Genomic DNA, 23,219 nt, shown 5'->3' on the forward strand with positions numbered 1-23,219 from the left:
CCACCTCTGGTACGTACCGCGCGCGGCGAGTGAAGGCAAACTACAACGACGGGCACGATGAGCCAAGAGATCCACGGAACCCACTCCGACGAACCGGCGGAGCCCGAGGCCACCCGCCGCGCGGCGGACGAGGCCGAGAGCAGCCGGGCCAGCCGCGGGTGGTGGGACCGGAACGCCGACGAGTACCAGAGCGATCACGGCGGCTTCCTGGGGGACGACCGCTTCGTCTGGGGCCCCGAGGGGCTCGACGAGGCGGAGGCCGCCCTGCTGGGGCCCGCCGCCTCCCTCAAGGGCCTCGACGTCCTGGAGATCGGCGCCGGGGCCGCACAGTGCTCACGCTGGCTGGCCGCGCAGGGCGCCCGACCGGTGGCCCTCGACCTCTCCCACCGCCAGCTCCAGCACGCCCTGCGCATCGGCGAGGGCCTCCCGCTCGTCGAGGCGGACGCGGGCCGGCTCCCCTTCCGGGGCGCCTCCTTCGACCTGGCGTGCTCCGCGTACGGGGCGGTGCCCTTCGTCGCCGACCCCGTGCAGGTCTTCCGCGAGGTCCGCCGGGTGCTGCGGCCCGGCGGTCGCTGGGTCTTCTCCGTGACGCACCCGATCCGCTGGGCGTTCCCCGACGAGCCGGGGCCCGAGGGCCTCTCCGTCGCCGCCTCCTACTTCGACCGCGTCCCCTATGTGGAGCAGGACGAGCAGGGCAACGCCGTCTATGTGGAACACCACCGCACGCTCGGTGACCGGGTCCGGGACGTGGTGGCGGGCGGGTTCCGGCTGGTCGATCTCGTCGAACCGGAATGGCCGACCTGGAACAACCAGGAATGGGGGGGCTGGTCCCCACTGCGCGGCAACCTGATTCCGGGGACGGCGATCTTCGTGTGCGAGCGGGACTGAGCCCCGGCTGACCGGCCGGGCCTGCCGGTCCCGCGCGGGGAGCGCCCGTACGACACTGGGGGCGTGATCCGCACCGAAGCCCTGGACCGTCTCCCCGTCCGTACCGCCGTCCCCGCGTTGGAGCGCGCGCTCGACGACCGGGGCGTCGCCGTCCTGTGCGCCCCGCCCGGCACCGGCAAGACGACGCTCGTCCCGCTCGTCCTGGCCGGGCTGACCGGGAACGGGCCGGTGCGCCGGGTCGTGGTCGCCGAGCCGCGCCGGATCGCCGCACGGGCGGCGGCACGGCGGATGGCCTGGCTGCTGGGTGAGCAGCCGGGCGGGCGGGTCGGCTTCACCGTGCGCGGGGAGCGCGTGGTGGGGCTGGACACCGTGGTGGAGGTCGTGACCACCGGGGTGCTGCTCCAGCGGCTCCAGCGCGACCAGGAGCTGGCCGGGGTCGACGTGGTGATCATCGACGAGTGCCACGAGCGCCACCTGGACGCGGACACGGTGGCCGCCTTCCTCCTGGACGTACGGGAGGCGATCCGGCCCGATCTGCGGCTGGTGGCGGCGTCCGCCACGACGGACGCGCAGGGGTGGGCCCGGCTGCTGGGCGACGCACCGGTGATCGAGGCGCAGGGCGTGTCGCATCCGGTGGAGGTCGTCTGGGCGCCACCCGCCCGGCCGGTGAAGCCGCCGCACGGGATGCGCGTCGATCCGGCGCTGCTGACGCATGTGGCCGCGACCGTGCGGCGGGCCCTCGCGGAGCGGGAGGGGGACGTGCTCTGCTTCCTGCCCGGTGTCGGGGAGATCGCGCGGGTGGCCGGCCAGCTCGCCGGGGTGGCCGCCGAGGTGCTCCAGGTCCACGGGCGCGCCCCGGCCGCCGTGCAGGACGCGGTGCTCGCCGGTTCCTCCGAGGGGCGGCGGGTGGTCCTGGCGACCTCGGTGGCGGAGTCGTCCCTGACGGTGCCGGGTGTGCGGGTCGTCGTCGACTCGGGCCTGGCCCGGGAACCGCGTACCGACCACGCCCGGGGCCTGAGCGCCCTGACCACCGTACGGGCCTCGCAGGCGGCGGGCCGGCAGCGTGCGGGCCGGGCGGGGCGGGAGGCGCCGGGGGCGGTGTACCGGTGCTGGGAGCAGGCCGAGGACGGGCGGCTCGCGCGCTTCCCCTCACCCGAGATCAAGGTGGCCGACCTCGCCGCGTTCGCGCTCCAGGCGGCGTGCTGGGGCGACCCGGGCGCCTCCTCGCTCGCCCTGCTGGACCCGCCGCCCGCCGGGGCCATGGGCGCCGCCCGCGAGGTGCTGGAGGCGATCGGCGCGGTGGACGCGCAGGGCCGGGTCACCGACCGGGGCGTACGGATGTCCCGCCTCGGGCTGCACCCCCGGCTCGCCCGCGCCCTGCTGGACGGCGCCCGGGAGGCCGGGGCCCGGCGGGCCGCGGAGGTGGTGGCGCTGCTGAGTGAAGAGCCGCCGAGGGAGTACGGGGACGATCTCGCGGCGGCGCTGCGGACCGCCCGCCGGGGGCAGGACGGGTACGCGGGGCGCTGGAAGCAGGAGGTGCGGCGGCTGTCGTCGTCCCTGGGCTCCGCGTCCGGTGGCGCCGCAGGCGGTGGTTCCGACGACGCCGTCGTGGGGCTCGTCGCCGCGCTGGCCTTCCCGGAGCGGGTGGCGCGGACCCGGGGCGACGGGGCCTTCCTCATGGTGTCGGGGACGGGCGCTGAGCTGCGGGACGGTTCGCGGCTGCGCAGCGCGCCCTGGCTGGCCGTCGCCGTCGCGGACCGGCCCTCCCACGCGGCCTCGGCCCGGGTGCGGCTGGCGGCGGTGGTCGACGAGGCCACGGCGCTCCTGGCCGCCGGGCATCTGCGGGTGCGGGGCGAGGAGGTCCGCTGGGTGGACGGCGAGGTGGTGGCCCGGTCGGTGGACCGGGTGGGGGCGGTGGAGCTGGCGGTGCGGCCGCTGAAGCAGCCGGATCCGCACTTGGTGCGCGGGGCCCTGGTGGAGGGGCTCGGGCGGGAAGGTCTCGGGCTGCTGCGGTGGACCCGGGACAGTGAGCAGTTCCGGCTGCGCCTGGCGTTCCTGCACCGGGTGCTGGGCGCGCCGTGGCCCGATGTGTCGGACGAGGCGCTGCTGGCGGAGACCGGGGCGTGGCTGGAGCCGGAGCTGTCACGGGCCAGGCGCCGCTCCGACCTGGGCCGGATCGACGCGGGCCAGGCGCTGCGCCGGCTGCTGCCGTGGGCGACGGGTGAGGCGGTGCGGCTGGACGAGCTGGCGCCGGAGCGGATCGAGGTGCCGAGCGGCTCCCGTATCCGGGTCGAGTACGGCGGCGAGCAGCCCGTACTGGCGGTGAAGCTCCAGGAGCTGTTCGGGCTGAGCGAGACGCCCCGGGTGGCCGGGGTGCCGGTCCTGGTCCACCTCCTCTCCCCCGCCGGCCGGCCCGCCGCTGTCACGGCGGACCTGGCGTCGTTCTGGCAGGACGGCTACAAGGCCGTACGGGCGGAGCTGCGCGGCCGCTACCCGAAGCACCCGTGGCCGGAGGACCCCACGACCGTACAGGCGACGCGGTATACCTCGGCCAGGCTCAGACGCTCGTAGGGCTCTGCGGAGGCGCTCCCTCCGGCCGGCGCGACCTCGCCTCCAGCCACAGCGCGAGCGCGAGCAGTCCGATGCCGAGGACCGGAAAGCCCCAGGGCAGGTACGAGGTGAGCAGGAGGACCAGGACGCGCTGGGACTTCACCAGCTCGACGGTGTCCGCGATGTAGTCCTCGCGCATCTTCACATGCCCGGAGAACGCGGTGACGGTGTCCTCGGACATTCCCATCTTCTTCGCGTTCCGGAGCTCCTCCTCGTGGATCTCCTCGCCGTTGACCGGAGCCCCGGTGACCGGGTCGACCCAGAACATGCGCTGGGTGGTGTACCAGCGGGTCATGCCCGTCTGCGCGATCTGCTCGGCGGTGACGCCCTCGATGGGCATCTTCTTCGGCATCGGGACCTTGGTCCACGGAATGGTCTGCTCGAAGTAGTAGACCTCCAGGCCGCGGAAGGTGCGGGTTCCTTTGTAGTGGATGGGCGCGGTGGTGCGACTCTGGGCGTCGAAATAGGCGTAGTCCCGCTTCTCCGTGAGGAAGGGCCACTTGAACTCGATGCCCTCGCGGCGGACCGGGTCGCCGTCGACCATCTCCCCGGTGGCGTTGACGGGGGCCTGGGTGTGGGCGTCGAAGATGTAGCGCTCGGGGATCTCGGAGACCATCTTGCCGTCGGGGCCCTCGATGTAGGAGAGCGCGTCCCAGACGACGACGTCCCGGCCGGCGCTGCGTTCGATCTTCTCCGATTCCTCCACGTTGCCCTTGAGCGTCTGGACGATGGTGACCTTCTCGACCTCCTTCGCCTTGAGGGTCGTGTAGTCGAGAAGGGTGGCGGGCTTCGCCTCCAGGACGACCTCCTGGTACTGGTTCGGCGGGACCTTGGCCAGGCGGGGGAAGGCGTACCAGCGCAGCAGCGGCGACAGGGCGGCGAAGAACACGGCGAAGGCCAGGAGTACGAGACCGGCTCGGCGGCGCATGGTGGTGGACCTCTCCCTCTGCGGTATTACCTCTTGGGGCCCGGGACGGTGGTGAGCAGGGGTTTCGGCGAGGTCTCGCCCGGCGGGGAGCCGACGGCGGAGATGGTGGACACGAGCGCGAGGGCGGCGGCCAGACCGATGGCGGCGGCGACGAGGGCACGCATGCTCGACCTCCCGGGACGGGGACTGACGGCTCGTCAGGGGTGGGGCACCGTAGCAACCGGGACGCGAGATGAGAACACGGACGGCAGCCCCCGTGCCGGGTGGGCACGGGGGCTGTTCGTGGAGCGGTGGAGCGGTGGAGCGGTGGGTCAGGCTTCGGGGGTTTCGGTCTCCTCCGGGGCCGTCTCCTCCGGGGCCTGGACGGTGAGCTCGATGACGACCGAGGCGCCGCCCTCGGTCGTGAGCCGCAGTTTGTACCTGCCCGGGTTCTCGTCGGCGAAGATCTCCGGGAGCTGGAGCAGGCCGTCGGCGTCCGTCGTGAGGTCCAGGGTGCGCAGCGGCTGTCCGGCCGCGTCCTCGAAGTACGGCCCCCTGTCGTTGTCCAGGAGCCCCAGGCTGTCCTTGACCATGGTGGCGGTGACGGCCACTCCGGCGGCGGCAGCGCCCTTGTACGTGGCCTTGACGGTGACGGCGTCCGCGAACTTCTCGCCGGGCGCGGCGACGAGCTCCTTGTCACCGGTCCGGACGATCGCGTCGGCCTGGCGGGCGGTGACGCTCGCCGCATAGGTGAGGGTGCGCGGCCGGGTGGTGCCCGCGGTGGCGGTCACGGTGAACTCGCCGGTCTTCTCGCCCGCCTTGAGCGCGGGTGCGGTGGCGGTGCCGTCGGCCTTGCTGATGACCGTGACCGTCTTCTTGCCGCCGTCGAAAAGGGTGCCGGTGGTCCCGGTGACGGTGAAGGTGACGGGCACCTCGGCCATCGGCGCGCCGAGGGCGTTCCGGGCGCGTACGGAGACCCGCTCGTCGAACGTCCCGCCCGCGGTGGCGGTGAGCGGCCCGGTGCCCGCGTTCTCCAGGGAGCCGAAGGTCTCGGCCGGGGACGGGGACGGCTTCGGGGGCGGTGTCGGCGTGGGAGGCGGTGTGGGGGTCGGGCTGGTGGTGCCGTCGCCGGGCTTCGAGGGGCCCGGGCCCGGCTTCGTACCGCCGGGCTTGGAGGGAGGCGGGGTGGGCGTCGGGCTCGTCGTCCCGCCGGGGGTGGGGCTCGTCGTCCCGCCGGGGCGCGGGCTCGTGGTCCCGCCGGGGCGGGGGCCAGGGCTCGGCGACGGGGTGCTGGGAGCGGTGGGGAGGACTCCGCTGCCGTCGGGCACCTCGTGCGTGCCGCGCTGGTAGTACGCGAACCAGGAGCGGACCGTACGCAGGTACTCCGTCGACTGGTTGTAGCTCAGCACCGCCCGGTCGAGATCGGCGGCGACGGCGAGGTTCCGGCCGCCCGCGCAGAGGTAGCGGCCGGCGGCGAGCGCCGCGTCGTAGATGTTGTTGGGGTCCTTGCGGCCGTCACCGTTCGCGTCCTGGCCCCAGGTGGCCCAGGTGGACGGGATGAACTGCATCGGGCCGACCGCACGGTCGTGGACGGCATCGCCGTCGTACGCCCCGCCGTCGGTGTCCTTGATCAGCGCGAAGCCCTGACCGTTGAGGGCCGGGCCGAGGATCGGGGTGGGGGTGGTGCCGTTCGCGTCGACCTGGCCGCCGCGAGCCTGGCCGGACTCGACCTTGCCGATCGCCGCGAGGAGTTGCCAGGGCAGCCGGCAGGCCGGGTCGGTGCTGGCGACGGTCCGCTCGGCCTGCTTGTACGCGGCCAGGATGGAGGCCGGTATGCCCGCTTCGGCACTTCCGGTGGCGGCCGGGAGATTGCTGGACGAACCGGGTCTGCCGGGCGTGACGAGGGGCGGAAGGTCGGTGTAGTAGGGCGAGTTGCCCGTGGCGGCACCGTCCTCCGGGCCGCCCGTCTCACCGCCGGCGGCCTGCTGGTCGCCGCCCGTGGACCCTTCGGCCAGCGGGGCCGCGGGTGCCTGGGACGCCGCGAGCGCCGCCACGGCGGCCGCCGCCACCGCGGTGGTCGTGGCCCCCTTGCGCAGCCGTCGGCGAATGTGCGCTGCCATACGTTCCGGTCCCTCCCCCTCGAAGGCTGCTCGCGCTCCCCAGCGCAGGACTCAAGCGACCCTACGGCACCCCGTGGTGCCCAGGCACCGTACCCTGACCGCTTCTTACTGTTTTTTCACGTTCCTGCACACACGTTGTCCGGGCGGGCAACGGAGGGTGCCCTGACGTGCGGTGCCGGACGTTCCCGCATACTTGCCGCCATGCCGTTCACCCTCAGCCATGCCGCCGCCGTGCTCCCGGCCGTCCGCCGGAACGGGACCGCCCGCTGGAAGCTGTTCCCCTCGGCCCTCATCGCCGGTTCGTTCGCGCCCGACGTCACGTACTTCGCGGACACGGTGATCCCCGGGGCCATGAAGTTCGGCGACTTCACACACACCTTCCTCGGCGTGGTCACCGTGAACGTGCTGATCGCCGCCGTGCTGGTGGCGGTGTGGGCGGCGCTGCGCGAACCGCTGGTGGCGCTGCTACCGGTACGCCTACGGGGCCGCGTCCACACCTTCGTACGGGGAGAGCGGTGGACCCGGCAGTCGTTCGGGCCGTCCGCCTGGCTGTGGTTCGTACGGTCCGCCGCACTCGGGGCGGCCACGCACGTGGTGTGGGACGCGTTCACCCATCACAGCCGGTGGGGGACGGAGCTGCTGCCCTTCCTGAACCGGAGCGTCGGAGGCTTCCCGCTCTACCAGTTCGCGCAGTACGGCAGCTCGGCGTTGGCCCTCACCGTGCTGGTCTGGTTCGTCGCCACCGGGCTGCGGCGGACCGCCGAGGCCCCGGTGCCACAGGCGCTCCCGGCACTCGGCCGGGGCGAACGGTGGGGCGCGCTCGGGCTGCTGGCCGGCTGTGTGGTGCTGGGCATCGCCCACCGGTGCGTGCGCTGGTACGCCCACTTCGGGCGCATCGAGAACCCGCTCGACATCATCCCGACCGCCTGCTTCGGCGCGGGCGCCGGGCTGGGCGCGGGGCTGTTGCTGTACGGGGTGTGGATGCGGCTGCTGCGGAAGCCGCGGCCGACGGAGGACGGCGGCCCGGGGCAGGTGCCCTTGGCGGACCGGTCCCCTGCCGAAGCGCCTGCCGGCCGGAAGTAGAGGAACGGAAAGGGCCCGGAACCGTGGCGGTTCCGGGCCCTTCGGCGTTCCCTGGCTCAGTGGGCCGCCGACTCCCAGTCCTTGCCGACGCCGACCGAGACGTCCAGCGGGGCGCGCAGCTCGACCGCGCCCGCCATCTCGCGGCGCAGGATCTGCTCCACCTGCTTCCGCTCGCCCCTCGCGATCTCCAGCACGATTTCGTCGTGGACCTGGAGCAGCATCCGCGAGGTCAGCTCCGCCTCCCGCAGCGCCCGGTCCACCCGCAGCATCGCCACCTTCACGATGTCCGCGGCAGTTCCCTGGATCGGGGCGTTGAGCGCCATCCGCTCGGCGGCCTCGCGGCGCTGGCGGTTGTCGCTGTTCAGGTCGGGGAGGTAGCGGCGGCGGCCGAGGATCGTCTCCGTGTAACCGGTGGCCCGCGCCTCCTCGACGACCCGGCGGAGATAGTCCCGTACCCCGCCGAACCGCTCGAAGTAGGTGTCCATCAGCACCCGCGCCTCGGCCGGGTCGATGTTCAGCTGCTGGGAGAGGCCGAACGCGGAGAGACCGTAGGCCAGTCCGTACGACATGGCCTTGATCTTGCGGCGCATCTCCGGGTCGACAGCGTCCTTCTCGACGCCGAAGACCTGCGAGGCGACCGTGGTGTGCAGGTCCTCGCCGGAGGTGAACGCCTGGATGAGACCGGCGTCCTCGGAGAGGTGGGCCATCACCCGCAGCTCGATCTGGCTGTAGTCCGCCGTCATCAGCGTCTCGAATCCCTCGCCGACGACGAAACCCCGGCGGATCGCCCGGCCCTCGTCGGTGCGGACGGGGATGTTCTGCAGGTTGGGGTCGGTGGAGGAGAGCCGGCCGGTCGCCGCCACCGTCTGGTTGAACGTGGTGTGGATGCGGCCGTCGGCGGCGATCGTCTTGATCAGGCCCTCGACCGTGACGCGGAGCTTGGCCTGCTCGCGGTGGCGCAGCATCAGGACCGGCAGCTCGTGCTCGGTCTGCGCGGCCAGCCAGGCCAGCGCGTCCGCGTCCGTGGTGTATCCGGTCTTCGTCTTCTTCGTCTTCGGAAGGCCCAGCTCACCGAAGAGGATCTCCTGGAGCTGCTTGGGCGAACCGAGGTTGAATTCCCGGCCCACCGCCGCGTGCGCCTCCTTCACCGCCTGCTGCACGGTCCCGGCGAACTGCTGCTCCATGCCCTCCAGATGGGACCGGTCCGCCCCGATCCCGTGCCGCTCCAGACGGGCCAGGAGGATCGACGTCGGCAACTCCATGTCGTGGAGCAGCTCGGTGGCGTTGACCTCCTTCAGGCGGGTCGTGAACGCGTCGCCCAGGTCCAGCACGGCGCGGGCCTGCGCCATCAGGGCGTCCGCCTCGGCCCGGTCGTCAGCGCCGAAGGCCAGCTGCCCGTCCGAGGAGGCGGCCGGCGCCAGCTCCCGGCCCAGGTACTCCACGGCCAGCGCGTCCAGGGCGAAGGAGCGGCGCCCCGGCTTCACCAGATACGCGGCGAGCGCGGTGTCCATCGCGACGCCTTCGAGCTGCCAGCCGTGCTCCGGGAAGACCCGCATCACGTTCTTCGCGTTGTGCAGCACCTTCGGCCGCTCCGGGTCCGCCACCCACGCGGCGAACGCCCGCTCGTCGGCCTCCTCCAGCTGCGTCGGGTCCAGCCAGGCCGCTGCCCCGTCGGCGGCGGCGAGCGCGACCTCGGTGACCGTGCCGGCGCCCAGCGACCAGGTGTCCACGGTCATGACGCCGAGCGGCTGCGCACCGTGCGCCTCCAGCCACGGAGCTACCTCGCCCGAGCCGAGCACGACCCCGTCCAGCTCGATACCGGCCGCCGGCGCGGGCGGCTCGGCCTCCGCCGCACCCGGGTCGACGGCGAGGAGTCGCTCGCGCAGGCTCGGGTTACGGATCTCCAGTATGTCCAGGACGCCGGTGACCGCCGTGCGGTCGTACGGGGCGCGCTCCAGCTCGGCCGGGGACTTCGGGAGCTCCACGTCACGGACCATCTCGGTCAGCACGCGGTTCATCTTCACCGCGTCCAGGTGGTCGCGGAAATTCTGCCCGGCCTTGCCCTTGACCTCGTCGGCCCGCTCCACCAGATCGGCGAACGAACCGAACTGGTTGATCCACTTCGCGGCCGTCTTCTCACCGACACCCGGAATGCCCGGCAGGTTGTCCGACGGGTCGCCGCGCAGGGCGGCGAAGTCCGGATACTGCTGCGGGGTGAGCCCGTACTTCTCGACGACCTTCTCCGGGGTGAACCGGGTCAGCTCGGAGACCCCCTTCGTGGGGTACAGCACGGTCACGTTCTCCGTGATCAGCTGGAAGGAGTCCCGGTCGCCGGTGACGATCAGCACCTCGAACCCGGCCGCCTCGGCCTGGGTCGCCAGCGTCGCGATGACGTCGTCCGCCTCGAACCCGTCCACCGCGAACCGGTCCGCGCGCATCGCGTCCAGCAGCTCGCCGATCAGCTCGACCTGCCCCTTGAACTCGTCGGGGGTCTTGGAGCGGTTCGCCTTGTACTCCGGGAACTCCTGCGCACGCCACGTCTTGCGGGACACGTCGAACGCCACCGCGAAGTGCGTGGGCGCCTCATCACGCAGGGTGTTCGCCAGCATCGACATGAAGCCGTACACGGCATTCGTCGGCTGCCCCACCGCCGTCGTGAAATTCTCCGCGGGCAGGGCGAAGAACGCCCGGTACGCCAGGGAGTGCCCGTCCATGAGGAGCAGGCGCGGTCGGTTGTCTGCCGTCTTCTTCGATGCCGTCTCAGCCACGCCCCCGATCCTGCCACGGCCCACTGACAATCCGGACCGGCACGGCCTTGCGCAGCCGTGACAGGATCGATGGTGAGGACACACAGCACGCGGACACAGCGCTCGAAGGGGAGCAGCATCATGGCCAGCAAGCCGCCGACCGGTGACCCGGTCCAGGACGCCCCGCAGGTCGAAGCGGCCCCGCACGCCGCCGCCGGGCTGCCCGCCGTCGCCCATTCCCTGCGCATCGCGAGGCAGCAGATGGGCGTGCGCCGCACCGCGCGGACCCTCCTCAAGGTCAACCAGAAGGACGGCTTCGACTGCCCCGGCTGCGCCTGGCCCGAGGGCGAGAAGCGGCACACCGCCGAATTCTGCGAGAACGGGGCGAAGGCCGTCGCCGAGGAGGCGACGCTGCGCCGCGTCACCCCCGACTTCTTCGCCGCCCACCCCCTCGCCGACCTCGCCGGGCGCAGCGGCTACTGGCTGGGCCAGCAGGGCCGGATCACCCAGCCGGTGTACCTCCCCGAAGGCGCCGACCGGTACGAGGCGATCACCTGGGAGCGCGCCTTCGCGATCATCGCCGAGGAGCTGACCGCGCTCGACTCCCCCGACGAGGCCCTCTTCTACACCTCCGGGCGCACCAGCAACGAGGCCGCGTTCCTCCTCCAGCTCTTCGCCCGTGAGTTCGGCACCAACAACCTGCCCGACTGCTCCAACATGTGCCACGAGTCGTCCGGTTCGGCGCTCAACGAGACCATCGGCATCGGCAAGGGCAGCGTCTCCCTGGAGGACATCCACCAGGCCGACCTGATCATCGTCGCCGGGCAGAATCCCGGCACCAACCACCCCCGGATGCTCTCCGCCCTGGAGAAGGCGAAGAACTCCGGAGCGAAGATCATCTCGGTGAACCCGCTCCCCGAAGCCGGCATGGAGCGGTTCAAGAACCCGCAGACGCCGCACGGCATGCTCAAGGGCACAGCGCTCAACGACCTCTTCCTCCAGATCCGCATCGGCGGCGACCAGGCACTCTTCCGCCTCCTCAACAAGCTGGTCCTCGCCACCGAAGGCGCCGTCGACACCGTGTTCGTCACCGAACACACCCACGGCTACGAAGAGTTCGCCAAGGCCGCCGAAGTCGCCGACTGGGACGAGACCCTCACCGCCACCGGCCTCACCCGCGCCGAGATCGAGCAGGCCCTCGCCCTCGTCCTCGCCTCGAAGCGCACCATCGTCTGCTGGGCCATGGGCCTCACCCAGCACAAGCACTCCGTTGCCACCATCCGGGAAGTCGTCAACTTCCTCCTCCTGCGCGGGAACATCGGCCGCCCAGGCGCCGGCGTCTGCCCCGTGCGCGGCCACTCCAACGTCCAGGGCGACCGCACCATGGGCATCTTCGAACGGCCCGCACCCGCCTTTCTCGACGCCCTCGACAAGGAGTTCGGCATCACCTCGCCCCGCCACCACGGCCTGGACGTGGTGCGCTCCATCCAGGCCCTGCGCGACGGCGAGGCCAAGGTCTTCTTCGCCATGGGCGGCAACTTCGTCGCCGCCACCCCCGACACCGCCGTCACCGAGGCCGCCATGCGCCGCGCCCGCCTCACCGTCCACGTGTCGACCAAGCTCAACCGCTCCCACGCCGTCACCGGCACCCGCGCGCTGATCCTCCCCACGCTCGGCCGCACCGACAAGGACGTCCAGGCGAGCGGCAAACAGTTCGTGACCGTGGAGGACTCCATGGGCATGGTCCACGCCTCCCGCGGCAACCTCACCCCCGCCGGCCCCGACCTGCTCTCCGAGCCGGCCATCGTCGCCCGCCTCGCCCGGGCGGTACTCGGCGCCAACTCCCGTACGCCGTGGGAGGATTTCGAGCAGGACTACGCCACCATCCGCGACCGCATCTCCCGCGTCGTCGCCGGCTTCGAGGACTTCAACGCCCGCATCGCCCGCCCCGGCGGCTTCACCCTCCCCCACGCCCCCCGCGACGAGCGCCGCTTTCCCACCGCCACCGGCCGCGCCAACTTCACCGCCGCCCCCGTCGAGTTCCCCGAACTCCCCGAAGGCAGACTCCTGCTGCAGACCCTGCGCTCCCACGACCAGTACAACACCACCATCTACGGCCTCGACGACCGCTACCGCGGCATCAAGAACGGCCGCCGCATCGTCATGGTCAACCCCGACGACGCGGCCGCCCTCGGCCTCACCGACGGCTCCTACACCGACCTCGTCAGCGAGTGGACGGACGGCGTGGAGCGCCGGGCGGACGGCTTCCGCGTCGTCCACTACCCCACCGCCCGCGGCTGCGCCGCCGCCTACTACCCCGAGACCAACGTCCTGGTCCCGCTGGACTCCACCGCGGACACCAGCAACACCCCGGCCAGCAAGTCGGTCGTCATCCGCTTCGAGAGCCCCGGAAGCGAATCCGAGAGCCTCCGGGGCGACTCCGGAAACCCCCGAAGCCACTGAGAACCGCCACCCCCTAAGCGTCCGCTCAGCCGTCTGGTAAGAACAGTGCACACAGCGATGAACCAGCGCAGACGATCGGAGCCGGACCCATGGGCGAGCACACCGCACCCCTCTTCCCGCAGGAAGTCATCGACGAGTACGCGACACTCGGCGTCGACCTGCCCGCCCTCTTCTCCGCCGGCCACCTCGGCGAACGCATGGGCGTGACCATCGTCGAGGCCGCCGCCGACCGCGTCGTCGGCACCATGCCCGTGGAAGGCAACACCCAGCCCTACGGCCTCCTGCACGGCGGCGCCTCCGCCGTCCTCGCCGAGACCCTCGGCTCCATCGGCTCCATGCTGCACGGCGGCGCGACCAAGATCGCCGTCGGCGTCGACCTGAACTGCACCCACCACCGAGGCGCCCGCAGCGGCCTCGTCACCGGCGTCGCCACCCCCGTACACCGCGGCCGCTCGACCGCCACGTACGAGATCGTCATCACCGACGAACAGGACAAGCGGGTCTGCACCGCCCGCCTCACCTGCCTCCTCCGCGACGCCCCCCGCCCCGACGCCGGCTGACCCCCTAACCCCGAACCCCGAGAGCACACCCCGTCACCCCCGTACCGCCCCCGCAAGGCCCACTGCCCGGCCGGAATCGCACCTCCGCGTTCCGGCCGGGCAGCACCATATCCCCACCAAATCCGACGGCGTCGATCACCACACTCGGTCAACACCCTTGACGGCGCACGACGTTCCATGAGCCACTCAACAGCCACATTGGCCTCAGCGGACCCGAACGCACCTTCGCCGTTGTAACACTGCGTAACAACCGCGAAATGCGAGAACCAGCCGCCGACCCGGCCCGAGGCCCCCGGGGCGCCCCGGCACGCCCGACGCCACCCCCACCCCGCGTCAGCACCAAGATCACCCCAAGCCCCTTAGCAGAGCTGCGCGTTCTCAGCATGTGGTCATTCCGCACTCCGTGCCAAAGCCACACATCCGCACCCAGGAACCTCAAGCCTTGCTCAACGGCATAACAAGAGCGTCACATCCGTCGCCGACCCGTCCCGGACGCCCCCAGCTGCGCTTAGAGTCACCGCCAGTCACCGCGCCGCCGGGCACGTCTGCAGCACAGCCCCCTCGCACCACCCCAGTACGGCCCGGCGACCGACACGGCACCTCAAGCAGAGGAGGCCGCGCCAGGGAAAGGACTTTTCGTGCGACACCGTTCTTTGCTCATACTCACTGCCGTGCTCACCACCGGAGCACTCACCCTCACCGCCTGCGGATCGCGTGACGACAGCAAGGGCGGCGGCAGCGACGGCGACGGTGGCACCACGACCGTCGTCATCGGCCTCGACGCCCCGCTCACCGGCGACCTCTCCGCCCTCGGCCTCGGCATCAAGAACTCCGCCGACCTCGCCGCCAAGCAGGCCAACGCCAAGAAGTACGTCGAAGGCGTCACCTTCGAGATCCAGGCCCTCGACGACCAGGCCCAGCCGTCGTCCGGCCAGCAGAACGCGAGCAAGTTCGTCGCCAACAAGAAGGTCCTCGGCACCGTCGGACCGCTGAACTCCTCCGTCGGCGAGTCCATGCAGAAGGTCCTGGCCGACGCCAAGCTCGCCCAGGTCTCCCCGGCCAACACCTCGCCCTCCCTCACCCAGGGCCAGAAGTGGAACGAGGGGACCAAGGAGCGCCCCTTCGCCTCCTACTTCCGCACCGCCACCACCGACGCGGTCCAGGGCCCCTTCGCGGCGCAGTACCTCTTCAACGACGCCAAGAAGAAGAAGGTCTTCGTCATCGACGACAAGAAGACCTACGGCGCCGGCCTCGCCGGCACCTTCAAGGCCGAGTTCGAGAAGCTCGGCGGCAAGATCGCCGGCACCGAGCACATCGACCCCGAGACCAAGGACTTCTCCTCGGTCGCCACCAAGGTCAAGAGCTCCGGCGCCGACGTCGTCTACTACGGCGGCGAGTACCCCGCGGCAGGCCCGCTGAGCAAGCAGATCAAGAAGGCCGGCGCCAAGATCCCGCTCGTCGGCGGCGACGGCATCTACAGCGGTGAGTACATCAAGCTCTCCGGCGCCGAAGGCGTGGGCGACCTCGCCACCTCGGTCGGCGCTCCGATCGAGACCCTGCCCTCCGCCAAGGACTTCGTCGCGAACTACGAGAAGGCCGGCTACAAGGAGCCCTTCGAGGCTTACGGCGGCTACTCCTACGACGCCGCCTGGTCGATCATCGAGGCCGTCAAGGCCGTCGTCGAGGCCAACGACGGCAAGCTCCCGAGCGACGCCCGCGCCCAGGTCGCCGAGGCCGTCGGCAAGGTCGACTTCGAAGGCGTGACCGGCAAGGTCTCCTTCGACGAGTTCGGTGACACCACCAACAAGCAGCTCACCGTCTACGAGTACAAGGACGGCGCCTGGGCCGCGGTCAAGTCCGGCGAGCTCACCAGCTGACACCACCCAGCCTGACTGAACGACCACCGGCAGCGCGGGGCGCCGCACACCAGGCGCCCCGCGCTGCTCTATACCCGGCGAAAGACACGGAGGACCCGCGGTGAACGAACTGCCGCAACAGCTGGTCAACGGCCTGCTACTCGGATCGATGTACGGGCTCGTCGCCATCGGCTACACGATGGTCTATGGCATTGTCCAGCTCATCAACTTCGCCCACGGCGAAATCTTCATGACCGGCGGCTTCGGGGCCCTCACGGTCTGGCTCATACTCCCCAGCGGCACCAGCGTGCTGCTCGCACTCCCCCTCATGCTCATCGGCGCGATCGTCGTCGCCACCACCATCGCGGTCGGAGCGGAACGATTCGCCTACCGACCGCTGCGCGGCGGACCACGCCTCGCACCCCTCATCACCGCCATCGGCCTCTCGCTCGCCCTCCAGCAAGCCGTATGGGCCTGGTACCCGGGCGCCAAGTCCGCCCGCACCTTCCCCGAAATCCCCGGCGGCCCCTTCGAGCTCGGCCCCGTCACCATCCAGACCGGTGACGTCTTCCTGCTCATCGCCGCCCCCGTGTCGATGGCCGTCCTCGGCTACTTCGTCATCAAGACCCGCACCGGCCGCGGCATGCAGGCCACCGCACAGGACCCCGACACCGCCAAGCTCATGGGCATCAACACCGACCGCATCATCGTGGTCGCGTTCGCCCTCGGCGCCACCTTCGCCGCCATCGGAGCCGTCGCCTACGGCCTCAAGTACGGCGAAGTCCAGTTCCGCATGGGCTTCCTCCTCGGCCTCAAGGCCTTCACCGCGGCCGTCCTCGGCGGCATCGGCAACATCTACGGCGCCATGATCGGCGGCCTCACCCTCGGCGTCGCCGAGACCATGGCCGCCGCCTACATCGCCGAAGTCCCCGGCCTCGAACAGCTCGGCGGCCAGTCCTGGGCCAACGCCTGGGCGTTCGTACTCCTCATCCTCGTGCTCCTCTTCCGGCCCCAGGGCATCATGGGCGAGCGCGTCGCGGACAGGGCGTGACCACCATGACCACCACACAGACCACCACCACGGTCACCGCACCCGCAACGACCGCACCCACCACCCGCGGCCCGCTCACCCTCCCGCCGCACATAGCCCGGGCCACCGCCACGGCAGGCGGCGCACTCACCGTCGTCTCCGCCTTCCTCGCCTGGACCTGGACCTCCGCCTTCCCCGGCGACCTCACGGTCTACGGCTACCCCGGCGGCCTCCAGTGGCTCGTCCTCGTCAGCGGCGCCCTCGTCGCCCTCTTCGGCCTCTCCTCCTACGGGATCAAGGGCCTGGGCTGGCTCACCCCCCAAGGCGCCGACCCCGCGATCCGGCTCGCCTCCTACGCGGCCCTCGCCACCGCCTGGTTCTCGATCATCGCCATCAGCGTCAGCCTCGGCGGCGTCGTCAACCTCGAACCCGGCGCCTACGTCGCCCTCGTCGCCACCCTCATCGGCTGGCTCGGCGCCCGCTCCCTGCCCTACGAGCGGCCCGAGATCACCCCCGCCGACCCCGACGACAGCGCCTACGACCAGTTCAAGCACAACCTGAGCAACCGCTGGGCCACCTACAAGGGCACCCTCGCCACCACCCCCGCCCAGCCCGCGAAGACCCTCCCCTCGTACATCGAGATCCTGATCGTCGCGGTCGTCCTCGCCCTCGGCCTCGCCGTCTTCACCTATGGCATCACCACCGAGTACGACGAGCTCTTCATCGGCTTCCTCATCACCGCCGGCTTCGGCTTCGCGGCGATCCAGAAAGCCGGCCTCATCCAGCGCGTCTCCACCCTCACCGCACGCCACCGCAACGTGACCCTCGTCGGCGCCTTCGTCGCCGCCGCGGCCTTCCCGTTCACCCAGTCCGACGACCAGTACGCGACCATCGGCGTCAACATCCTCATCTTCGCCACCGTCGCCCTCGGCCTGAACATCGTCGTCGGCCTCGCCGGCCTCCTCGACCTCGGCTACGTCGCCTTCCTCGGCGTCGGCGCCTACGCCGCCGCCCTGGTCTCCGGCTCCCCGACCTCCCCGCTCGGCATCCAGCTGCCGTTCTGGCAGGCCATCCTGGTCGGCGCCACCGCCTCCATGGTCTTCGGCGTCCTCATCGGCGCCCCCACCCTGCGACTGCGCGGCGACTACCTCGCCATCGTCACCCTCGGCTTCGGAGAGATCTTCCGCATCGCCGTCCTCAACCTCGACGGCACCTCCGGACCCGACGTCACCAACGGCTCCAACGGCATCTCCTCGATCCCGAACCTCTCCATCTTCGGCTTCGACTTCGGCGCCACCCACTCCATCGCCGGGTTCACCATCGGCCGCTTCGCGAACTACTTCTTCCTGATGCTGCTGGTCACCCTCATCGTGGTCGTGGTCTTCCGCCGCAGCGCCGAATCCCGCATCGGCCGCGCCTGGGTCGCCATCCGCGAGGACGAGACAGCCGCAGAAGCCATGGGCATCAACGGCTTCCGCACCAAGCTCATCGCCTTCGCCCTCGGCGCCACCCTCGCCGGCCTCGCCGGAGCCGTACAGGCACACGTCACCTACACCGTGACCCCCGAGCAGTACCAGTTCGCCCACGCCGTCCCGCCCAACTCGGCCTTCCTCCTCGCAGCGGTCGTCCTCGGCGGCATGGGAACGATCAGCGGCCCGCTCGTCGGCGGCGCACTGCTCTTCCTCATCCCCGCCAAGCTCCAGTTCATGAGCGACTACCAGCTCTTCGCCTTCGGGCTCGCGCTGGTCCTCCTCATGCGCTTCCGCCCCGAGGGCCTCATCGCCAACCGCCGCCGACAGCTCGAATTCCACGAGAAGGACGAAGCGCCCGCCACTCTCACCAAGGCAGGGGCCTGACGATGACCACCGACACCACCACCGCCGAGGCAGCAGCCGTGAGCGCACCCGGCGAAACCGTCCTCGACGCCCGCGGCGTCACCATGCGGTTCGGCGGCCTCACCGCCGTCCGGTCCGTCGACCTCACCGTCAACTCCGGCGAGATCGTCGGCCTCATCGGCCCCAACGGCGCCGGCAAGACCACCTTCTTCAACTGCCTCACCGGCCTCTACATCCCCACCGAGGGCGAAGTCCGCTACAAGGGCAACGTCCTCCCCGCCAAATCCTTCAAGATCACGGCGACCGGCATCGCCCGCACCTTCCAGAACATCCGGCTCTTCTCCAACATGACCGTCCTGGAGAACGTCCTCGTCGGACGCCACACCCGCACCAGGGAAGGCCTCTGGTCCGCCCTGCTCCGCGGCCCCGGCTTCCACCGCGCCGAGGCCGAGTCCAAGGCCCGCGCCATGGAACTGCTGGAGTTCGTCGGCCTCGCCCACAAGGCCGAACACCTCTCCCGCAACCTCCCCTACGGTGAACAGCGCAAGCTGGAGATCGCCCGCGCGCTCGCCAGCGAGCCCGGCCTCCTCCTGCTCGACGAGCCCACCGCAGGCATGAACCCGCAGGAGACCCGCGCGGCCGAAGAACTCATCTTCGCCATCCGCGACAAGGGCATCGCCGTCCTCGTCATCGAGCACGACATGCGCTTCATCTTCAACCTCTGCGACCGCGTCGCCTGCCTCGTCCAGGGCGAGAAACTGGTCGAAGGCACCGCCGCCGAGGTCCAGGGCGACGACCGCGTCGTCGCCGCCTACCTCGGCGAACCCTTCGAAGGCGACCCGGGCGCAGCCGAAGTCGCCGAAGTCGAAGCCGCCGAAGCCGCCGCAGCGGCGGAGACCCCCGAGGCCACCACCGCCCCGGAGGCCCCCACGGCCGAGGCCACCGCACCCGAGGCACAGGCCACGACCGAGGCCACGACCGAGGACGCCCCCGCCACCCCCGGCGAGAGCACCAGCAAGGAGAACGACCGATGACCGCACTTCTCGAAGTCGAGGACCTGCGCGTCGCCTACGGCAAGATCGAGGCCGTCAAGGGAATCTCGTTCAAGGTCGAAGAAGGCGAAGTCGTCACCCTCATCGGCACCAACGGCGCCGGCAAGACCACAACGCTGCGCACCCTCTCCGGACTGATCAAGCCCCTCACCGGCCAGATCAAGTTCAACGGCAAGTCCCTCCGCAAGGTCCCGGCCCACCAGGTCGTCTCCCTCGGACTCGCCCACTCCCCCGAGGGCCGCCACATCTTCCCCCGCATGTCCATCGAGGACAACCTGCGCCTCGGCGCATTCCTCCGCAAGGACACCGAGGGAATCAACAAGGACATCCAGCGCGCCTACGACCTCTTCCCCATCCTCGGGGAACGCCGGAAGCAGGCCTCCGGAACCCTCTCCGGCGGCGAGCAGCAGATGCTCGCCATGGGCAGGGCCCTTATGTCCCAGCCGAAACTGCTCATGCTCGACGAGCCCTCCATGGGCCTCTCCCCGATCATGATGCAGAAGATCATGGCGACCATCACCGAACTGCGGGCGCAGGGCACCACCATCCTGCTCGTCGAGCAGAACGCCCAGGCGGCGCTCTCGCTCGCCAACCACGCGCACGTGATGGAGGTCGGCAACATCGTCCTCTCCGGCACCGGCCAGGACCTGCTGCACGACGACTCGGTCCGCAAGGCGTACCTGGGCGAGGACTGAGGCCCTTCCCCCTCCGTACGCGAAGAGGCCCGCACCCGGTTCTTGAGCCGGGTGCGGGCCTCTTCTTCTTTGTACGATCGCGTACGTACGCGGCTACTCGGCCGCCTTCTTCTTCTCCTCGGCGTCCTCGATCAGCGCCTCCGCCAGCTGCTGCATCGACATCCGGCGGTCCATCGACGTCTTCTGGATCCACCGGAACGCGGCCGGCTCGGAGAGCCCGTAGTCGGTCTGGAGAATGCTCTTGGCCCGGTCCACCAGCTTCCGCGTCTCCAGCCGCTGGGAGAGGTCCGCGATCTCGCTCTCCAGCGCCTTCAGCTCCGCGAACCGGGAGACGGCCATCTCGATGGCCGGCACGACGTCGCTCTTGCTGAACGGCTTCACGAGGTACGCCATCGCCCCGGCGTCCCGGGCCCGCTCGACGAGGTCGCGCTGCGAGAAGGCGGTGAGCATGAGGACGGGTGCGATGGACTCCTCGGCGATCTTCTCGGCGGCGGAGATCCCGTCGAGGACCGGCATCTTCACGTCCAGGATGACGAGGTCCGGCTTGTGCTCCCGGGCCAGCTCGACGGCCTGCTGCCCGTCGCCCGCCTCACCGACGACGGAGTAGCCCTCCTCCTCCAGCATCTCCTTGAGGTCGAGGCGGATGAGGGCCTCGTCCTCGGCGATGACGACGCGGGTCGTCAGCGGCGGGACGTGCGACTTGTCGTCGTCGACGGCGTCTACGGGCTGGGGCGACTCGGGGGTGGTCACGGGGCTCCTCGGGAAGGACAGGGGTGCAGCTCCCAAGAGCCTACCTAGTTACGGTATGTTTGAGGCACGGAGGGTCCTCGGTATCCTTCGTTTCGAAGGGGCCCCGGTAGCCCAGCGGCAGAGGCGATGGATTCAAAACCCATACAGCGTCGGTTCGAATCCGACTCGGGGCACTTCTCCTTGGATTCCAAGGTCGAGCAATAATTTGGCGATCTTCACCCTTGCCGGTGAACGCCTCTTCGATCGGGGCACGCGCCTTCGAAGGTCGCAGGAAACTGCGCAGCATGGAGCAGCACAACCTCTCGATACGCGACGAAGCGCTCGCACTCTTGCGCAGCGGAACCACCAATCGGGCAGTTGCCGAACACCTCAACGTGCCGCGCGGAACCGTCGGCTGGTGGCTGCACGAGGACCGCAAGCGTCGCGGGGTGCAGTACGAACAGCCCACCGACTGTCCCGTGTGCACGGGCCACGAGCCTGATCGCGCCGCGTACGCCTACTTACTGGGGCTGTACTTGGGCGACGGACACATCACGTCGAAGCCCAGGCAGCATCATCTGTCGATCTTCTGCGACGCCATCTGGCCGGGCGTGATCGACGAGGCGGAAGCGGCCATGCAGAAAGTCATGCCCATGCCGCGCACCGGTCGACGCCGACGGAACAACTGCGTCGAGGTGAAGTCGTACAGCAAGCACTGGACCTGCGTATTCCCCCAGCACGGACCGGGCAAGAAGCACGATCGGCCGATCGTTCTCCTAGGGTGGCAACAGGAAATCGTCGACGCCCACCCCTGGCAGTTCGTCCGAGGCCTCATCCACTCCGACGGATGCCGGAACATGAACTGGACGACCCGCATCGTCAAAGGTGAGCAGAAGCGCTACGAGTACCCGCGGTACTACTTCACCAACGTCTCCGACGACATCCGCCGCCTCTACACCGATGCACTCGACGCGCTCGGCATCGTCTGGACGCACTGCACGCGCGCGGGCAAGCCCTACAACATCTCCGTAGCCCGACGGGCATCCGTCGCCCTCATGGATGCGCACGTCGGGCCGAAATACTGAGCCGCCCTACTCCGGGCTGTCGTCCTCGCCGATGTGGTGGACGCGGACCAGGTTGGTGGAGCCTGCTACGCCGGGCGGGGAGCCGGCGGTGATCACCACGATGTCGCCCTTCGCGCAGCGGCCGATGCGCAGGAGTTCCTCGTCGACCTGGGCCACCATCGCGTCCGTGGAGTCGACCTTCGGGCCGAGGAAGGTCTCGACGCCCCACGTCAGGTTGAGCTGGGCGCGGGTCGCTTCGTCGGGGGTGAAGGCCAGGAGCGGGATGGGTGAGCGGTAGCGGGAGAGGCGCTTCACCGTGTCGCCGCTCTGGGTGAACGCTACGAGGAACTTGGCGCCGAGGAAGTCGCCCATCTCGGCGGCGGCTCGGGCGACGGCGCCGCCCTGGGTGCGGGGCTTGTTGCGTTCGGTGAGGGGCGGGAGGCCCTTGGCGAGGATGTCCTCTTCTGCCGCTTCGACGATGCGGGACATGGTGCGGACGGTCTCGATGGGGTACTTGCCGACGCTGGTCTCGCCGGAGAGCATCACCGCGTCGGTGCCGTCGATGATGGCGTTGGCGACGTCGGAGGCTTCGGCGCGGGTGGGGCGGGAGTTGTCGATCATCGAGTCGAGCATCTGGGTGGCGACGATGACCGGCTTGGCGTTGCGCTTGGCGAGTTTGATGGCGCGCTTCTGGACGATCGGGACCTGTTCCAGGGGCATTTCGACGCCGAGGTCGCCGCGGGCGACCATGATGCCGTCGAAGGCGGCGACGATGTCGTCGATGTTCTCGACGGCCTGGGGTTTTTCGACCTTGGCGATGACGGGGAGGCGGCGGCCTTCTTCGTCCATGATGCGGTGGACGTCGTCGATGTCGCGTCCGGTGCGGACGAAGGAGAGGGCGATGAGGTCGGCGCCGGTGCGCAGGGCCCAGCGGAGGTCGTCGATGTCCTTCTCGGAGAGGGCGGGGACGGAGACGGCGACGCCGGGGAGGTTGAGGCCCTTGTTGTCGGAGACCATGCCGCCTTCGATGACGGTGGTGTGGACGCGGGGGCCGTCGACGTCGGTGACTTCGAGGGTGACGCGGCCGTCGTCGACGAGGATGCGTTCGCCGGTGGTGACGTCGGCGGCGAGGCCGTCGTAGGTGGTGCCGCAGATGTCGCCGTTGCCTTCGTTTTCGAGGGGTTCGACGGTGATGGTGAAGGTGTCGCCGCGTTCAAGGAGTACGGGGCCTTCGCGGAAGCGTCCGAGGCGGATCTTCGGGCCTTGAAGGTCGGCGAGGATGCCGACGCTGCGGCCGGTCTCTTCGGCGGCTTTGCGGACGTGGTGGTATCGCTGCTCGTGTTCGGCGTAGGAGCCGTGGCTGAGGTTGAAGCGGGCGATGTCCATTCCCGCTTCGACCAAGGCCTTGATCTGGTCGTATGTGTCGGTTGCGGGTCCCAGGGTACAAACGATTTTCGCTCGGCGCATGGTTCGAGCCTAAACCTTACCTACGGGTAGGTATTTGGCTCGGCATGACACCTCAACAACCTTTGGGTGAAGGGTTATTGACAAGTGTTGAATTGTGCAGCGGTGCGCTCCGA

The 23,219-nt window shown here is 70.3% G+C and carries 17 protein-coding genes and 1 tRNA gene; 12 read left to right on the top strand and 6 right to left on the bottom strand.

The annotated features are described in order from the left end of the window. Nucleotides 1-57: 57 nt before the first annotated feature. A complete protein-coding gene (locus tag ABZ154_RS06280) occupies nt 58-888 on the top strand; it encodes a class I SAM-dependent methyltransferase (RefSeq protein ID WP_356829572.1) in 831 nt (276 codons plus the stop codon). Nucleotides 889-951: 63 nt separating this feature from the next. Further along, entirely contained in the window at nt 952-3,459 is a 2,508-nt protein-coding gene (hrpB, locus tag ABZ154_RS06285; RefSeq protein ID WP_356829574.1) for an ATP-dependent helicase HrpB, read from the top strand. On the opposite strand, the gene ABZ154_RS06290 is transcribed toward hrpB, so the two are convergent. The 3 genes from ABZ154_RS06290 to ABZ154_RS06300 all read right to left on the bottom strand — a co-directional run bounded on the left by ABZ154_RS06290 (nt 3,446) and on the right by ABZ154_RS06300 (nt 6,525). Continuing rightward, the gene (locus tag ABZ154_RS06290; protein WP_356829576.1) at nt 3,446-4,426 is read right to left on the bottom strand and encodes a DUF3068 domain-containing protein; all 981 of its coding nucleotides are present in this window, start codon (nt 4,424-4,426) and stop codon (nt 3,446-3,448) included. The genes hrpB and ABZ154_RS06290 overlap by 14 nt on opposite strands. A gap of 26 nt (nt 4,427-4,452) precedes the next feature. Continuing rightward, a complete protein-coding gene (locus tag ABZ154_RS06295; protein WP_356829578.1) occupies nt 4,453-4,590 on the bottom strand; it encodes an SPW_0924 family protein in 138 nt (45 codons plus the stop codon). 147 nt (nt 4,591-4,737) lie between these two features. Continuing rightward, complete coding sequence (locus ABZ154_RS06300) at nt 4,738-6,525, bottom strand: lytic transglycosylase domain-containing protein (protein ID WP_356829580.1); 1,788 nt, start codon at nt 6,523-6,525, stop codon at nt 4,738-4,740. A gap of 201 nt (nt 6,526-6,726) precedes the next feature. Here ABZ154_RS06300 and ABZ154_RS06305 point away from each other — a divergent pair, with 201 nt between their 5' ends. Continuing rightward, on the top strand, nt 6,727-7,608 hold the full coding sequence (locus tag ABZ154_RS06305; protein WP_356829582.1) for a DUF4184 family protein: 882 nt from the start codon (nt 6,727-6,729) through the stop codon (nt 7,606-7,608). Nucleotides 7,609-7,664: 56 nt separating this feature from the next. On the opposite strand, the gene polA is transcribed toward ABZ154_RS06305, so the two are convergent. Further along, a complete protein-coding gene (polA, locus tag ABZ154_RS06310; RefSeq protein ID WP_356829583.1) occupies nt 7,665-10,376 on the bottom strand; it encodes a DNA polymerase I in 2,712 nt (903 codons plus the stop codon). Between the two features lie 120 nt (nt 10,377-10,496). On the opposite strand from polA, the gene ABZ154_RS06315 reads away from it, so the two are divergent. From ABZ154_RS06315 to ABZ154_RS06345, 7 genes are all read left to right on the top strand, one after another. After that, nucleotides 10,497-12,818, top strand: a complete 2,322-nt coding sequence (locus ABZ154_RS06315) for an FdhF/YdeP family oxidoreductase (protein ID WP_356829585.1) — start codon at nt 10,497-10,499, stop codon at nt 12,816-12,818. A gap of 89 nt (nt 12,819-12,907) precedes the next feature. Continuing rightward, a complete protein-coding gene (locus tag ABZ154_RS06320) occupies nt 12,908-13,378 on the top strand; it encodes a hotdog fold thioesterase (RefSeq protein WP_356829586.1) in 471 nt (156 codons plus the stop codon). A 638-nt stretch (nt 13,379-14,016) separates the two neighbouring features. Next, nucleotides 14,017-15,255 carry a branched-chain amino acid ABC transporter substrate-binding protein gene (locus ABZ154_RS06325; protein ID WP_356829588.1) on the top strand — a complete coding sequence of 413 codons (1,239 nt, stop codon included), beginning with the start codon at nt 14,017-14,019 and terminating at the stop codon, nt 15,253-15,255. 100 nt (nt 15,256-15,355) lie between these two features. Then, nucleotides 15,356-16,285: a branched-chain amino acid ABC transporter permease gene (locus tag ABZ154_RS06330; RefSeq protein ID WP_093686380.1), complete on the top strand. Its 930-nt coding sequence runs from the start codon at nt 15,356-15,358 to the stop codon at nt 16,283-16,285. Continuing rightward, entirely contained in the window at nt 16,282-18,120 is a 1,839-nt protein-coding gene (locus ABZ154_RS06335; RefSeq protein ID WP_319173306.1) for a branched-chain amino acid ABC transporter permease, read from the top strand. The genes ABZ154_RS06330 and ABZ154_RS06335 overlap by 4 nt, the downstream gene beginning before the upstream one ends. Nucleotides 18,121-18,122: 2 nt before the next feature. Further along, nucleotides 18,123-19,133 carry an ABC transporter ATP-binding protein gene (locus tag ABZ154_RS06340; RefSeq protein ID WP_356829591.1) on the top strand — a complete coding sequence of 337 codons (1,011 nt, stop codon included), beginning with the start codon at nt 18,123-18,125 and terminating at the stop codon, nt 19,131-19,133. Beyond that, nucleotides 19,130-19,846: an ABC transporter ATP-binding protein gene (locus ABZ154_RS06345; protein ID WP_350680302.1), complete on the top strand. Its 717-nt coding sequence runs from the start codon at nt 19,130-19,132 to the stop codon at nt 19,844-19,846. The genes ABZ154_RS06340 and ABZ154_RS06345 overlap by 4 nt, the downstream gene beginning before the upstream one ends. A 93-nt stretch (nt 19,847-19,939) precedes the next feature. On the opposite strand, the gene ABZ154_RS06350 is transcribed toward ABZ154_RS06345, so the two are convergent. Beyond that, complete coding sequence (locus ABZ154_RS06350; RefSeq protein ID WP_030567928.1) at nt 19,940-20,596, bottom strand: response regulator; 657 nt, start codon at nt 20,594-20,596, stop codon at nt 19,940-19,942. A gap of 100 nt (nt 20,597-20,696) precedes the next feature. On the opposite strand from ABZ154_RS06350, the gene ABZ154_RS06355 reads away from it, so the two are divergent. Together ABZ154_RS06355 and ABZ154_RS06360 are read left to right on the top strand one after the other, a co-directional pair. Next, a tRNA-Leu gene (locus ABZ154_RS06355) sits at nt 20,697-20,769 on the top strand. Nucleotides 20,770-20,880: 111 nt separating this feature from the next. Further along, the gene (locus tag ABZ154_RS06360) at nt 20,881-21,660 is read left to right on the top strand and encodes a helix-turn-helix domain-containing protein (protein ID WP_356829593.1); all 780 of its coding nucleotides are present in this window, start codon (nt 20,881-20,883) and stop codon (nt 21,658-21,660) included. A gap of 6 nt (nt 21,661-21,666) precedes the next feature. On the opposite strand, the gene pyk is transcribed toward ABZ154_RS06360, so the two are convergent. Continuing rightward, nucleotides 21,667-23,106: a pyruvate kinase gene (pyk, locus tag ABZ154_RS06365; RefSeq protein WP_356829595.1), complete on the bottom strand. Its 1,440-nt coding sequence runs from the start codon at nt 23,104-23,106 to the stop codon at nt 21,667-21,669. Nucleotides 23,107-23,219: the final 113 nt, after the last annotated feature.

The sequence above is a fragment of the Streptomyces sp. NPDC006261 genome (assembly GCF_040613515.1).
Classification (GTDB): Bacteria; Actinomycetota; Actinomycetes; order Streptomycetales; family Streptomycetaceae; genus Streptomyces.